The organism is Mucilaginibacter puniceus (genome assembly GCF_054783175.1).
Genome location: NZ_BAAGRB010000002.1, coordinates 1447682 through 1461885 on the forward strand (window position 1 = coordinate 1447682; position 14204 = coordinate 1461885).

Below are 14204 nucleotides of genomic sequence, written 5' to 3' on the forward strand. Positions count from 1 at the left end.
ATGACAAACACACGTTTAGTACAATTAAAAAATAAAACCAAAAGGGCAGTAGCTTTAGTTAACGAGCCGGAGTTGGTATTGATCAATAATTTTTCGTCGGTATATGAAATGGCGCTTAGTGCTATTGATACAGGCATCTCTTTAAAAAAGTTAATAGAACAAAATCTATCAACCAATAAACTGAATTACGATAAAATATATAACGGCCAAAGCGAATGGCAATTACTGCCCGCTTTTGATCACCCCGAAAACCCAATGAATTGCATAGTTTCGGGTACGGGTCTTACACACAAAAGCAGTGCGATGAGCAGGCAGGCAATGCACCAGGATGGTGATGTTAAGCCTACTGATAGCCTTATTGTATACCAATGGGGCGTAGAAGGTGGTAACCCTGCACCCGGAAAAATTGGTATACAACCCGAGTGGTTTTACAAAGGTACAGGGTATATGCTTAAGGCACATGGCGAACCGCTTGAGGTACCACCCTATGGTAATGATGGCGGTGAAGAACCCGAAATAGCCGCGCTGTATGTGATTGATAAAAATGGCCAGCCTTATCGCGTGGGCTTTAGTACCGGCAACGAGTTTTCTGACCATGTTATGGAAAAGAAAAACTACCTGTACCTGGCGCCATCCAAATTAAGGCAATGTTCTATTGGCCCGGAACTGGTGATTGATGCTGATTTTACAGCACTGGAAGGAAAAGTTAGCGTTAGCCGTGGTACCGAAACGCTATGGGAATCAGTAGCAACTACCGGCGAAAGTAATATGGCTCATAGTTTGGCCAATCTTGAATATCATCAATTTAAATACGAAGGTCACCGCATGCCTTTCCAGGCACATGTGCATTATTTAGGCACCAATGCTTTTAGCTATAGCATCAAATTGCTGTTACAGCATAACGACGTAATGACAGTACAATGGGATGGCATGGGCAGGGCGCTGAAAAACCCAATAAAAATAAGTCAGGAAGAAGAAAAACCGGTAGAGATCAGATCCATTTAGATTGTCCTAATTAAGCACCCATGGAAGCAATAGTAGATAGTATAAAAGCGTCACGTATGCGATGGGTAATGGTTGGCCTGGCATTTTTGGCTACCGTGCTTAATTACATTCACCGCTTATCATTTAACTATTTAAGCGCCGATGGAGAACTGCGGGAACTGATACCTAACGAAGCTTTTGGCTATATAGGCACTGCATTTTTTGTGGCTTATATGATATCTAACGCTTTTTCGGGCTTTGTTATTGATAGGCTGGGTACACGCCTGGGGTATGCTTTATGCATGGCTTTTTGGACAACCGCCGGACTTTTTCATGCCTTTGTGATAACCCCGATACAATTTGGAATAGTACGTTTTTTTTTAGGCATTGGCGAAGCCGGGAACTGGCCGGCGGCACTTAAACTTACCGGCGAATGGTTTCCGCCACATGAACGCTCAACCGCGTCTGGTATATTTAATAGCGGGTCGGCTTTAGGTGCTATTATAGTGCCGCCGTTGGTAGCTTACCTGGCTATAAATTATAACTGGCAAACTACCTTTATTTTATTGGCAGCACTGGGTTATATATGGCTTGTGGTGTTTTGGTTTGTTTATTATACACCCAAACAAGTAGTACAAGAAACTAAGGCCCGGCAAATACCGGTTAAGGACCTTTTAAAAACCCGCTTTGTACGTACGTTTATCTTATCTAAATTTTTCCTTGACCCGGTGTGGTACTTTGTAACCTTTTGGGTTGGCCGTTACCTGGTTGATGTGCATCACCTTACTTTGAAAGAAATAGGTTGGCTGGCCATGATCCCTTTCATTATAGCCGATGTTGGAAATTTAATAGGCGGGTATTTTACACAGGTAATTATTAAACGCGGTATGCCCATACCGCAGGCACGTAAATTATCTATATGCCTGTCGGCAGGCATTATGGGAGCAGCGTTTTTGGCTGCGCCATTCCTGGTTACCTCGCCGCTATCTGCTTTGCTGCTTTTTGGCATGGCGGGTTTTGGCTATACCTCTTACACGGCAAATTCATTAGCCTGCCCCGCCGATGTGGTGCCTAAAAGTGCTTCGGCATCTGTTTGGGGAATTGGTTGTGTGGGCACGGGCTTAGGCGGGGCGTTATTCCAGGGTTTATCGGGCATTGTATTAACCGGTGTTATAGCCGGGCACGATACTACCTACGCTTATAACTATCTATTTTTAATGTATGGCGGTATAGCTGTTTTGGGGATGCTGGTAGTATGGTTTTTAATGGGGCCCATACAAAAAGATGAAACTTTACATGGCATTGTAAATGCCTAATATAGAGATGCAAATATTGCGCTTATCCCTCCTATCCTATTGCTTGCAGGTTGAATTTTATTTTAATAGAAAATAACAATGTTGCTATACTAATCTTAAACATTCGGAAAAATTAGTTTTGTCGGCAAAAAATTTTGTAAATTCCAATTATAAATAAGGGCGCTCACGAATACTAATCTGGTCCAATTTGAAAAAAGAAATTAAAGAAACTAATGCGGATGCGCTGATACTGGCTAACAAAGAGTTAGCACATCAAAACACTGAAAAAGAAAAGCGCGCGGCCGAATTAGTTATTGCCAATAAAGAGTTGGCTTTTCAGAACGAAGAGAAAGAAAAACGCGCCGCCGAATTGATCATAGCCAACAAAGAATTAGCCTTCCAAAACGCAGAGAAAGAACTACGCTCAGATGAACTCATCATCGCTAATAAAGAACTGGCCTATCAAAACACGGAAAAAGAAAAACGCGCTGCCGAATTAGTAATTGCCAACAAGGAATTAGCCTATCAAAATAAGCAGAAAGGTCAGCGGGCCGAAGAACTCATCATCGCTAATATAGAACTGGCTTATCAAAATAAAGAAAAAGAAAAACGTGCCGCCGAACTGGTTATAGCCAACAATGAACTAATTTTTCAGAATTTAGAAAAAGAAAAACGGGCTACCGAATTAAGTTTAGCATACAACGAAATAAAAAAAGCAGAAGATTATTTAAAACAATATATACAGGGGCTGGAAGAAATGATATTTATGACCCATCATAAAGTGAGGCAACCAATAAGCAATATACTGGGACTTGCCAATGTTTTGGATCATTATTTAAGATCGCCGGCCACTTTAAAGAAGATGACAGGGTATATGAAAACCTCGGCCATTGACCTGGATGTATTTACGCAAGAACTAACCGCATTTATTGTCGACCTTGAAGAAAAGGGAAAAACAAATAATATCCATTAACCTTCTTCCAGCACCGATAAAATATTACCTGCCGGATCTTTAAACCAGGCAATTACAGGGCCGCCGTTGTCGCGCGATATACCTTTACCATCTGTTTTCAGCCCGGGATAGTTATAAATTTCAAATACTACTCCACGTTCGGTTAGTTCATCAACCGCCTTCTCCACATTATCAACCCTGAAATTTAAAACCGTGTAGGTTGCAGGTTCATGATTGGGTTTGCCATATATAAATACATCATGCCCGCCTGATAGTTTAAAGGCAAGCTGATCCATAGGGTCGCTAACTTCAAACCCCAATATTTCGCTGTAAAATTTCCTGGCTTTAGCTATATCATCTACAGAATAGCTGGTAAATGCTGATGTGTTTTTAAACATAACCATAAGTATTAAAGTAGTTTAACATACCATTAAGGTAGTTATTTGCATTTATTATTAGGTTGGTTAAACAAGACTATTATAAGGGCAAACAAGCCATAAACTTATTTATAAGCCTGTTTTTCCCATATACTAACTCATATAGGCTGAATACTATTTTACGTTAACATTGGCTTTCGTAATAGTTTAACTTCACATCGCAATAATTGGCTCAAATTAATTTACAGACAATCAGTGAGTTATATACACATTACGATAAATTCGTAACATTTATGTTAATTATTGTTAAAACGCTTGCTATACTAACTAATTAGTTATACATTAGTTTCAACTTAAACCACAATAATGAAGATCACAATTACTACCATAGTTGCGCTTTGTTTATTCGCGCTAACTTCTTTTGGGCAAAACACGTACTCCATAAAAGGGATAACGGTTGACACCGCCTTAAAAACCAAACTTACTGCTACGGTAACCGTACTAAATGCTAAGGATTCCATTTTGCGGGGCTATACACGTAGCGCGGCTGATGGTTCATTTTCCATATCCGGATTGCCAGCGGGCGATTATGTATTATGGGTTACCTACCCTGACTATGCAACTTATGAGGATTGGTTTACTTTAAGTGGCACTAACCGTGAAAACAACTTTGGCAATATTAATTTGCAGGATAGAGCCCGGCTATTAAGCGAAGTAGTAATAAAGGGCGGGGTAACGGCAATTAAAATTAAAGGGGATACCACCGAATATAATGCCAAAGCCTTTGTAATACAACCCAATGACAAGGTTGAGGACCTTTTAAAACAACTGCCGGATGTGCAGGTAGATAAAGACGGTAAAATTACAGCCCAGGGCAAATCTGTGCCTAACGTATTGGTTGATGGCGAGGAGTTTTTTAGTAACGACCCGCTATTGGTTACCCGTAACATACGCGCAGATATGGTGGATAAGGTGCAGATATATGATAGAAAAAGCGACCAAGCTAAATTTACCGGTATTGATGATGGCAAAACCACTAAAACCATTAACATTACGCTTAAAGAAGATAAAAAGAACGGAGTTTTTGGAAAAGCATTTGTGGGCGTTGGCAATAATGATCTGTACGATGCGCAGGCCATGTTCAACAAATTTAAAGGCAAGTATAAACTATCCGTATATGGCACTACATCAAGCATTGGTAAAAACGGATTAGGGTATGAAGATGCCTCTAAAATTGGCTCGGCATCAACAACTATGATTGAATTTGATGGTGGCACTGCAATTGGAATTAGCACAGGCGAAGATTATGATAATGCCAGTTATGGTGGGGTTGGTATTCCGAAAGCTGTAACAGCCGGCGCGCATTTTGATACTAAATGGAACGGGATAAAGGAAAGCATCAATGCCAATTTGCGCTTTGGTGATCTATCCCTTAATACTATTAATAACACTGATCAACAGTTAAATTTTAATAATAATATATCTTATAGGGAATCATCACAAAAAACATACAATTCTTCTTTCCGAAGAAAGGCGGACATGATCTATCAAAATAATTTTGATGCCAACCATACCCTTAAATTTACTTTGGATGGCTCCATGAAAACTACTGAAAACACCATTGACCTGGAACAAAGCACCAGGAAAGAAGATGGTACATTATTAAACAGGGAGGTAAGAAGCGAAAAAACCAGTGCAGACCATACTATTATAAATGCCAGCTTTTTATTTAATAAAAGATTTAAAAAACCACAACGTACCATATCGTGGAACGTAAGCGAGGCCTTTAATAAGGTAGATAGTAAAAGAGATATTTTTTCAACCATAACTACACCAACAGATAGCACGTTTACTCAATATCAAGATAACAAAGTCAATCAAATTCGACCACAATTTACTACCAGCTCGGTATTAAACAGTAATATTACCTATACCGAGCCTATTACCGCTAAGCTTGCTGTTACCTTAAACTATGGATTAGGATTGACCACCAACTCATCCGACCGCCAGGCACTCAATGAGTCGGTACCAGGCAGTGGCAATTATGATGTAGAAGATCCTCTTTTTGCTAACAATTTTAAATACAATCAGCTAATCAATCAATTAGGGGCGGCATTTAGCTATCGCGGAGAAAAAACCAACCTTAACTTTGGTGTAAAAGCAACAGATGTTGATTTGAAGCAAACAAACCTTAAAAACGGCAATCTATTTAACCGAAAATTTTTAAATATCGTACCACAGGTAACCTACAGGTATAGGCCAACCACATCATCCAATCTTTCTATAACTTATTCCGGTCAACCGGGGCAACCATCCATGGAACAAATACAGCCCATCAGGACAAATGCCGACCTGCTTAACATTACAATTGGTAATGCTGATCTGCGACCATCGTTCGCTCACAGTTTCAATGCCAACTATTCTACAAGTAAAGCCCTAAGCAACCAATACTTATCATTTAGCGGTAGCGCCAGCTTGAGAAATAATCCTATAGTAACTGATCAATTTTTTGACCCAACTACAGGTATACGCACTACCCAGTATGTAAATTTAACAGAGGCTACTCCGGTTAGTGCCAGTTTATCAGGCTCATTTAGCCGTAAAATACTAAAGAATACTACTTTTGGCTTAGGCTTAAACGGCAGATACGATAAATACTACGATTATCAACGCACCAGTAATGTGAGGCAATTAGGCGCTAGTGAAACGTATCTTTACGGTAGTAGCCTACGCATAAATGGTAATGAGGCTAAAAAATACAGCTATTATCTTTCAGGCGGTCCTGGTTTAGTGGTAAGAAGATATTCACTTACTCCAAGCCAAAATAATAATGCACTTACTTACAATATATCTGCAGATGGCGTATTATGGTTACCGGGTAAATTTCAGTTAGCATCAGACATTAGCTACAGGTACGAGGCTGCTATACAAAACTTACCTTCAGTAGATTATAAACTTTTGAATGCATCTATTAGTAAAACCTTTTTAAAAGGCGACAATCTTAAATTTTCATTAACCGGCACTAACCTGTTTAACCAGCAACAAACCAACAGAAATACAAACAGTACAGGTACTACCCAATCATTCAGTAATAACTTAGGAAGATATTTTATGCTAACCGTAACCTGGGATTTCACCAAATTTGGTACAACATCTGCCCCGGCACAAAACTAAACCATTATGAAAGCGATATTAATCACCATAACCTGCCTGATGCTAACCATTAGTTTACAGGCCCAAAACAATAAAATTGTAACCAGCGGCAAAATTGAGTACGAAAAACGTATCAATATGCATGCTGCAACAAAAAATTTGATGAGTAACCTCACCGGGCTTTCGGCTACAGTTTATACAACGGCTTATGATGAGTTTAAAAGAACCGCTCCGCAATTTGCTACACTAAACAGCACCTTAGTATTTAACGATAACAAAAGCTTGTTTACACCTATTGCACCAACACAACCCATAAAGGATATGTTAGGAACGCCATTAGCTAAGCAATTTAATACCGTTTATACAGACATGGCTAACAGTAAAACGGTTACACTAAAAGAGGTATATGGCGATAGATTTTTGATAAGCGATAGCTTAAGTAAAATTACCTGGAGGCTAACTGACGAAACACAGGATGTTGCGGGCTACACATGCCGCCGTGCTAACGGATTGATCCAGGATTCGGTTTATGTAGTAGCTTTTTATACCGATAAAATTTGGATGAGCAGCGGCCCCGAATCATTTTCAGGATTGCCGGGAATGATACTTAAATTGGCATTGCCCTATGAAAACGTTATCTGGACAGCCACAAAAGTGACTACAGAACCTGTACCATCAGCCACTATAACACCACCGGCTAAAGGCACTGTTGTAAACAAAAAACAACTATATGATAAGTTAAAGAGTGCACTGGGCAGTTCAACCATGGCGCCTTATTATTTAAAACTATATTTACTTTAATAAAAAACCTATTTAACCTAAACATTACCCAATCACAACAAGGCAATAGGAAACCATTGCCTTAACCAAATTTTATGAAGATAACAATAGCGGCAATTTTTGCCTTTTGCTTATGCGCTATAACCTCATTGGCGCAAACCTATACCATTAAAGGGGCCGTTGGCGATAGCGTTTTAAAAGTAAAACTGCTTAACTCTCCTATCAGCATCCTTAATGCTAAAGATTCTATTTTGCGTAAATATACCCGTAGTGCTGCCGATGGCAGCTTTACCATAACGGGCATTCCTGCCGGTAAATACCTGTTTATGGTTACCTATCCTGAATGTGCCGATTACGTGGAAACCATTACACTTGAAGGCACCAATACTACCCGCGATATGGGTAATATTAATATGGATTTGAAAACAAGATTGCTGGGAGAGGCATTAGTAAAAGGCACGGCAATAGGCCTTAAGTTAAAGGGTGATACCCTGGTTTATGATGCCAAAGCTTATAAAATACAACCCAATGATAAGGTGGAGGATTTGATAAGGCAGTTCCCGGGTATTAAGGTGGATAAAGATGGTAAGATAACGGCACAAGGCGAACAGGTAAAAAAAGTATTGGTAGATGGCGAGGAGTTTTTTGGTGACGACCCTTTATTGGTTACTAAAAACTTACGCGCCGACATGGTTGACAAAGTGGAGGTATATGATAAAAAAAGCGACCAGGCCACTTTTACAGGCGTTGATGACGGTGTAAGAACCAAAACGCTTAATGTAAAGCTTAAAGAAGATAAAAAAAACGGCATGTTTGGTAAAGTTGATGTAGGCAAAGGTACAGATGGCTATTACGAAGGGCAGGCATTGCTTAATAAATTTAAAGGCAAGTATAAATTATCGGTTTACGGTACTGCCTCAAACGATGGGAAAAATAATTTAGGATACTCCGACAATGACCGCTTAGGAACATCAAGCCTTACTACTGTTGTTTTAGATGATGGAAATTCGTATTCAGTATCAGGTGGAGATGCGTTAGATCAATCAAGTTATAATCGTGTTGGTTTTCCATCGGCACGTACCGGTGGTGCGCATTATGATACCAAGTTTAATTCGGATAAATCTACCATAAATACAAATTATCGTATAGGTGCTTTATCACTTAACACTACACAAAATACATTGTCGCAAATAAATTTACCGGGAAACTCGCAGACTACTGATAGAGATCAAAATTCATATGCGCATACATTCAGGCAAAAAGCTGATGTAGTTTATCAAAATATCCCCAATGCAAGTAGCAACTTTAAATTAGGTATTGATGGCTCGATAAAAAACACCGAGAACAGATCAAATAGTTTAAGCAATACCAGGGATAGTACCGGGGCTTTATTAAACACAACTACTATTGACAATAAAAATAAAGGCGAGCAAAAAACTTTTAACGCAACCCTTATTTATAATAAAAAATTCCCTAAAGTGGGCCGTACCATATCATTTAATGCCAGCGAAGCTTTCAACCAGACCCATGCTGATGCTTACCTGCTGTCAGATATATTTAAAACTATAAATGGTACTACCGACCATACCGACCAATATAAACCAACAAAGTTTATCAGCTCGGTACTAAACAGTAATATTGTGTATACCGAACCGCTTACAAAAAAGCTTTCCCTGGCATTTAACTATGGTTTAGGTATTAATAATAACACATCAAACCGTGAATCATACAATAAGTCGCCCGGCGGTAACTACGATGCTTTAGATGCTCAGTTTAGTAACAACTATAAATTTAACCAGCTTACCAACCAGGTTGGGGCCATATTTAACTATAAATATGCTGATGGTGTGTTAAATTTTGGCACAAAAGCATCTTTTGTTGGCTACAAACAGATCAATCAATACACCAGCAATATATTTCATCGAGATTTTATAAACTGGTCGCCACAGGTAAGGTTTCAGCATAATTTCAGCCCCTCAACCAGTTATAGCATAAATTATAATGGCAGCAACAGGCAGCCTACTATTGATCAGTTACAACCTGTGAGGGATAACTCAAATCCATTAAATATTATTACCGGTAACGCAAATCTTTCTCCATCTTTTACTCATAGTTTTAATACGCGTTTTACCGCCAATCAGCGCATAACCTCAGTCTACAAATACATAAGCGCCAACTTTAGTTTTACAGAAAATGTTATTTTAAGTAATGTAACTATTAATTCTGCTACCGGAGAATCAGTTACACAGTATGTAAACCTTGCTGATAAAAAACCATACAATTACAGCATTTATGCCGACTATCAACGTAAAATTTGGGGTGGTATAGATGCCGATATTGGCGTATCAGCAGGCGGCAACACCAATTATAGCTTTAGCAACGGTGTATTAAATAGATCGGATAGAAAAGATATTAGTATCAGCCTGTACTTAAATAAAAACGTACAAAAAAAATATAGCGTTTATGTACAAGCCCAATCAAGTTATCAATTTGTTAAACAAACTTTATTAACTTCTGGCAATTACAATGCACCGGGTTTTACTATGTATGGTGGTGGAACGGTATATTTACCGGGTAAATTTCAAATATCATCTACCATTGATTATAATTACCAGGCAGGTGTAAGAGGTGCCCCAGCGGTAATATACAAAATGTGGTCGGCTACGATGAGTAAGACTTTCTTAAAAGGTGATAACCTTAAACTATCAATAGTGGGTAATAACCTGCTTAATCAAAACCAAAATTCACGTTATTTTAGCGCGAACGGGTTTACACAAAACACTTACAATTCTATACAAAGATATTTTATGCTTAACATAACCTGGGATTTTACCAAGTTTGGCACATCAACAAATTAAAAGAATGAAAAACACATTTATCATTATTATTTGCTTGTTATTAGCTACTAATAGTTTACTGGCCCAGGTAAAGGTTATTACCAGCGGTACCATTACTTTTGAAAAAAGGCTGAATTTACATGCCATTGCCAAAAATGAATTGGGTGATAAACCCAGGCAGGGAAGCCTTGATGATTACGAAAAATATAAAAGAACCACCGCCCAGTTTGGTACGTTAACCAGCACTTTAACTTTTAATACCGATAAAAGCTTGTTTACCCCGGTTGAAAAACTATTGCCTTCAGGTATGGATTTTTATAATAACCCCATGAATAAGCAGTTAAACGTTGTTTATACTGATTTTGCTACTAATACCAATGTATCGCAAAAAGAAATGTATGGCGATTTGTTTTTAGTGACAGATTCAACCCGTAAAATAACCTGGCGATTGACAGACCAGACACAGGATATTGCCGGTTTTAAATGCAGACGTGCCAATGGTTTAATTTTAGACTCGGTTTACGTAGTAGCATTTTTTACCGACGAAATAGGTGTTAGCGGTGGTCCCGAATCATTTTGGGGATTGCCGGGCATGATACTACAAGTTGCGCTACCGCACGAAAACGTTATCTGGACAGCCAAAAAGGTTGCTATAGACCCTGTACCGGTAACTGCTATTGTACCTCCAAAGAAGGGTAAAAAAATTAGCAGAACAGAACTTTTCAAACTCGTTAAAAAAAATATGGAGTTTGGAAATGGGGTAGACACTTATGAAACCAAAGTGTTTGCGCTTTAGCTAATAGGGTTACGGTTATAATCGTTATCAACCAATCTTAATATGCCCAATGGGTTGCTGTTTTGCAATGCCTCGGGCAAACTACTATCCGGGAAGTTTTGGTAACATACCGGCCTGGTAAAACGGTATATAGCCGTACCTCCAACTGAAGTAGTTGCGCTGTTTGTTGTAGCCGGGAAAGGTCCGCCATGCACCATCGCGTTAGCAACTTCAACTCCCGTAGGTGTGCCGTTAATTAAAATACGTCCCACTTTTTCTTCCAATATGTAACGTAACTCTGCATAATCTTTCAGGTCCTGCTCGTTGCCCCAAATGGTAGCGGTAATTTGTCCTTTAAGGTTACGGGCAATTTTATATACCTCATCGTCATTTTTGGTAACTACGTGTACAGATGCAGGGCCAAAATATTCTTCGCTTAAAGCTTCGTTTGTAAAAAAAGCATCTGCATCTGCTTTAAACATATATGGTGTTGCCGCTGTATCATGGTCGGCAGTTCCTTTACCATATACTTCAACGCCTTCATGCCCGGCCAGTTTTTCTGTGCCTTTAGCATAAGAGCGATATATACTATCTGATAGCATGGTACCTCCAGAAGCATTATCTACTTTTGATTTAAAATCATCCATAAACTGGCCTGACTTTTCTGAATCGGGCAAAACCATTACGCCCGGATTAGTACAATATTGGCCGGTACCCAATAAATTTGACTCGGCTAAAGCTTTGGCTAATTCAGTACCCTGCTCGGCTAAAATACCGGGCAAAATAAATACCGGGTTAAAACTTCCCATTTCTGAATATACGGGTATCGGCTCATCCCTTTTATTAGCCGCATCAAACAGCGCTTTACCACCCTGAAACGAGCCTGTAAATGCTACAGCCTTAACAAAAGGATGGCCCACAATGTGTAAGCCTGTTTGATAGGTAACGCCTTGCACCATTGAGAAAACGCCTTCGGGCATACCGGTTTGTTGGGCTGCTTTAATTACAGCCTGGCCAACCAATTCGGCAGTTACCGGGTGGGCGGGGTGGGCCTTATGGACTACCGGACAACCTGCGGCTAAAGCCGAAGCGGTATCGCCACCTACAACAGAAAATGCATAAGGAAAATTACTGGCACCAAATACACCTGCAACTCCTAATGGAATTTGCATCTGTCTTAGATCAGATTTCGCCGGATTATTTTTGCTTGGCAGATCAATTATAGCCCTGAGCCATGAACCTTCACGCAAAATATTAGCGAAGAATCGCAATTGATTTGTTGTCCTGTCACGTTCGGCCAATAACCGTCCCTCTGGTAAGGCAGTTTCTGCTACTGTAGTTTCAATTAATAACGGGCCAATAGCTATGATCTCATCGGCAATTTTATCTAAAAAATCAGCACGTTGTTGGTAGGATAATCTTTTATAGATAGGTGCGGCAGCATTAGCTTTTTCAATAGCCAGGTCAATCTCCTCAAGAGTAGCTTCATGAAATGAGTAAGCTACCCCATCTTTATTTTTTACTGGTCCATTAAAAGTATCAATACCATTACCCGATTGGGTATTACCTATTAGTTGTTTTCCTGTGATAGTCATATCTAGTTGAATTAACTTATACAAAGTTAACAACATATATGGCCCAACAGTTTAACTATACTGTCATTTAAAGGTTGATGTTAAGTAAATTTACTTAATCTATAGCTGCATATCTGAGTTGTGACAAACCAGGCAGATCTTCATGTACACTCTTGGATATTGAAATAAGGAATTTTTTCAAGGCGACCAATTGATTGGTATTGATTAAATCAACACCACATTTTAACAACTCCTTCCAAACTATTTTATTTTCTGGCGATGCCCACAGTCGTACCCTTTCGCCGCGACTGTGCGCCTCATTTACGTAGTTAACCAATTTTTGCTTTTGGTCCTCAGGCAAAGAACCATAACCGTTCCATTTGATTAGCTTGGAATATTTACAGCTGGCCATGGTAAATATATTATTAGCTGTAGCATCGGGCATGATTTTTCTTAGATCTTTGTCTATAAAAACCAATCGACTAGATTCATTCTTTAGCATATCATAAGGCTTATGACCGGATAATACTATGGTTACAGCCCGTTCGGTAATTGCGCCATTATCGTAACTTGTTAGTATGCTCTTATATTTTTCAAGTAATGGTTTAAGTGCATTGTAGGTTTCGTTAGCATCGCTCTTTATATCTATTAGCAAAGTTATAGGCTCATTATAATTAGTATATACCTGGCCGTTGTTATTTATTACCTGTTCCAATAAAGGCATCAGATATAGCTTCTCCAGCTTACGATGGGCTTTAAAATAGGGATTAATATGCGCAACAACCAAGTCTTTTCCTCTTAAAAACACATCTGCTTCTATATTTGTATATCCATTATCAAGAGCATCATATAAAGGGTGTTTGTGCCAGTAATCGTTATGGGCAAAGGCATTAGGCAGAGGAAGAGGTTGTGCAAAAGCACATGAGTGATAAATTAAGTATGCAATAATAACAGCCGCGACCAAACTTATTTTATGCATAATCAGCAAGATTAGTTTTTGCAATTATAACACACCAATATTAGTGGGAGATAAAGTCCGCGTCAATTAATCTTACTGTTAATATTAAGAAATCTATTTTTTCAAAGCAGATAACTCCCACCTTATTTGATGAAGGCTATCTGTTAATGCGGCATTTTGGGCTTTTAGGCTATCAAATGATTGTTGAATCTTGTCCATTTTTATACCCATTCTGCCTTCCGGAGATGATTCAGGGCCGCAGGAAATTAGTGAAACGGATAACAAGGCAATTAATACTAATACTTTCATGATAATTAATTTTGATGGTTACTAAGTATTAGTAGTAATATAAAAGGGAAACTTACATCGGAAGAAAATAATAGGCAAAAAAAAGCCTTAGTCAGTTAGACTAAGGCTTAGTGTTACACCATTAAAGGTGATAAGATTTGGCACCGACCTACTCTCCCACGTATTACCGCAGTACCATCGGCTCTGGCGGGCTTGACTTCTCTGTTCGGA

The 14204-nt window shown here is 39.0% G+C and carries 11 protein-coding genes and 1 rRNA gene; 7 read left to right on the forward strand and 5 right to left on the reverse strand.

Annotated elements, in window-relative coordinates:
- From araD1 to ACYVJ6_RS13555, 3 genes are all read left to right on the forward strand, one after another.
- Positions 1-1005, forward strand: a complete 1005-nt coding sequence (gene araD1 / locus ACYVJ6_RS13545; protein WP_460694608.1) for an AraD1 family protein — start codon at positions 1-3, stop codon at positions 1003-1005.
- Between the two features lie 20 nt (positions 1006-1025).
- Entirely contained in the window at positions 1026-2300 is a 1275-nt protein-coding gene (locus ACYVJ6_RS13550; RefSeq protein ID WP_460694609.1) for an MFS transporter, read from the forward strand.
- 187 nt (positions 2301-2487) lie between these two features.
- Positions 2488-3252 (forward strand): diguanylate cyclase, encoded by a 765-nt coding sequence (locus ACYVJ6_RS13555; RefSeq protein ID WP_460694610.1) that lies wholly within the window; start codon positions 2488-2490, stop codon positions 3250-3252.
- On the opposite strand, the gene ACYVJ6_RS13560 is transcribed toward ACYVJ6_RS13555, so the two are convergent.
- Complete coding sequence (locus ACYVJ6_RS13560) at positions 3249-3629, reverse strand: VOC family protein (protein ID WP_460694611.1); 381 nt, start codon at positions 3627-3629, stop codon at positions 3249-3251. The two genes, ACYVJ6_RS13555 and ACYVJ6_RS13560, sit on opposite strands and share 4 nt — an antisense overlap.
- 345 nt (positions 3630-3974) lie before the next feature.
- Here ACYVJ6_RS13560 and ACYVJ6_RS13565 point away from each other — a divergent pair, with 345 nt between their 5' ends.
- The 4 genes from ACYVJ6_RS13565 to ACYVJ6_RS13580 all read left to right on the forward strand — a co-directional run bounded on the left by ACYVJ6_RS13565 (position 3975) and on the right by ACYVJ6_RS13580 (position 11174).
- Positions 3975-6782, forward strand: a complete 2808-nt coding sequence (locus ACYVJ6_RS13565; protein ID WP_460694612.1) for an outer membrane beta-barrel family protein — start codon at positions 3975-3977, stop codon at positions 6780-6782.
- Positions 6783-6788: 6 nt separating this feature from the next.
- Positions 6789-7562 carry a GLPGLI family protein gene (locus ACYVJ6_RS13570; RefSeq protein ID WP_460694613.1) on the forward strand — a complete coding sequence of 258 codons (774 nt, stop codon included), beginning with the start codon at positions 6789-6791 and terminating at the stop codon, positions 7560-7562.
- A gap of 74 nt (positions 7563-7636) precedes the next feature.
- Entirely contained in the window at positions 7637-10399 is a 2763-nt protein-coding gene (locus ACYVJ6_RS13575) for an outer membrane beta-barrel protein (RefSeq protein ID WP_460694614.1), read from the forward strand.
- Between the two features lie 4 nt (positions 10400-10403).
- The gene (locus tag ACYVJ6_RS13580) at positions 10404-11174 is read left to right on the forward strand and encodes a GLPGLI family protein (RefSeq protein WP_460694615.1); all 771 of its coding nucleotides are present in this window, start codon (positions 10404-10406) and stop codon (positions 11172-11174) included.
- On the opposite strand, the gene ACYVJ6_RS13585 is transcribed toward ACYVJ6_RS13580, so the two are convergent.
- The 4 genes from ACYVJ6_RS13585 to rrf all read right to left on the reverse strand — a co-directional run.
- Complete coding sequence (locus tag ACYVJ6_RS13585; RefSeq protein ID WP_460694616.1) at positions 11171-12748, reverse strand: aldehyde dehydrogenase (NADP(+)); 1578 nt, start codon at positions 12746-12748, stop codon at positions 11171-11173. The two genes, ACYVJ6_RS13580 and ACYVJ6_RS13585, sit on opposite strands and share 4 nt — an antisense overlap.
- 94 nt (positions 12749-12842) lie before the next feature.
- Entirely contained in the window at positions 12843-13706 is an 864-nt protein-coding gene (locus ACYVJ6_RS13590; RefSeq protein ID WP_460694617.1) for a phosphatidylinositol-specific phospholipase C/glycerophosphodiester phosphodiesterase family protein, read from the reverse strand.
- 93 nt (positions 13707-13799) lie between these two features.
- Entirely contained in the window at positions 13800-13994 is a 195-nt protein-coding gene (locus ACYVJ6_RS13595; protein WP_460694618.1) for a hypothetical protein, read from the reverse strand.
- A 135-nt stretch (positions 13995-14129) separates the two neighbouring features.
- A 5S ribosomal RNA gene (rrf, locus tag ACYVJ6_RS13600) occupies positions 14130-14204 on the reverse strand; the annotation flags it as partial.

Excerpts from the sequence above, each read along its gene's own strand:
- araD1 (WP_460694608.1), top strand. The coding sequence starts at position 1 with ATGACAAACACACGTTTAGTACAATTAAAAAATAAAACCAAAAGGGCA.
- ACYVJ6_RS13550 (WP_460694609.1), top strand. The coding sequence starts at position 1,026 with ATGGAAGCAATAGTAGATAGTATAAAAGCGTCACGTATGCGATGGGTA.
- ACYVJ6_RS13560 (WP_460694611.1), bottom strand. The coding sequence starts at position 3,629 with ATGTTTAAAAACACATCAGCATTTACCAGCTATTCTGTAGATGATATA.
- ACYVJ6_RS13565 (WP_460694612.1), top strand. The coding sequence starts at position 3,975 with ATGAAGATCACAATTACTACCATAGTTGCGCTTTGTTTATTCGCGCTA.
- ACYVJ6_RS13570 (WP_460694613.1), top strand. The coding sequence starts at position 6,789 with ATGAAAGCGATATTAATCACCATAACCTGCCTGATGCTAACCATTAGT.
- ACYVJ6_RS13575 (WP_460694614.1), top strand. The coding sequence starts at position 7,637 with ATGAAGATAACAATAGCGGCAATTTTTGCCTTTTGCTTATGCGCTATA.
- ACYVJ6_RS13580 (WP_460694615.1), top strand. The coding sequence starts at position 10,404 with ATGAAAAACACATTTATCATTATTATTTGCTTGTTATTAGCTACTAAT.
- ACYVJ6_RS13585 (WP_460694616.1), bottom strand. The coding sequence starts at position 12,748 with ATGACTATCACAGGAAAACAACTAATAGGTAATACCCAATCGGGTAAT.
- ACYVJ6_RS13590 (WP_460694617.1), bottom strand. The coding sequence starts at position 13,706 with ATGCATAAAATAAGTTTGGTCGCGGCTGTTATTATTGCATACTTAATT.
- ACYVJ6_RS13595 (WP_460694618.1), bottom strand. The coding sequence starts at position 13,994 with ATGAAAGTATTAGTATTAATTGCCTTGTTATCCGTTTCACTAATTTCC.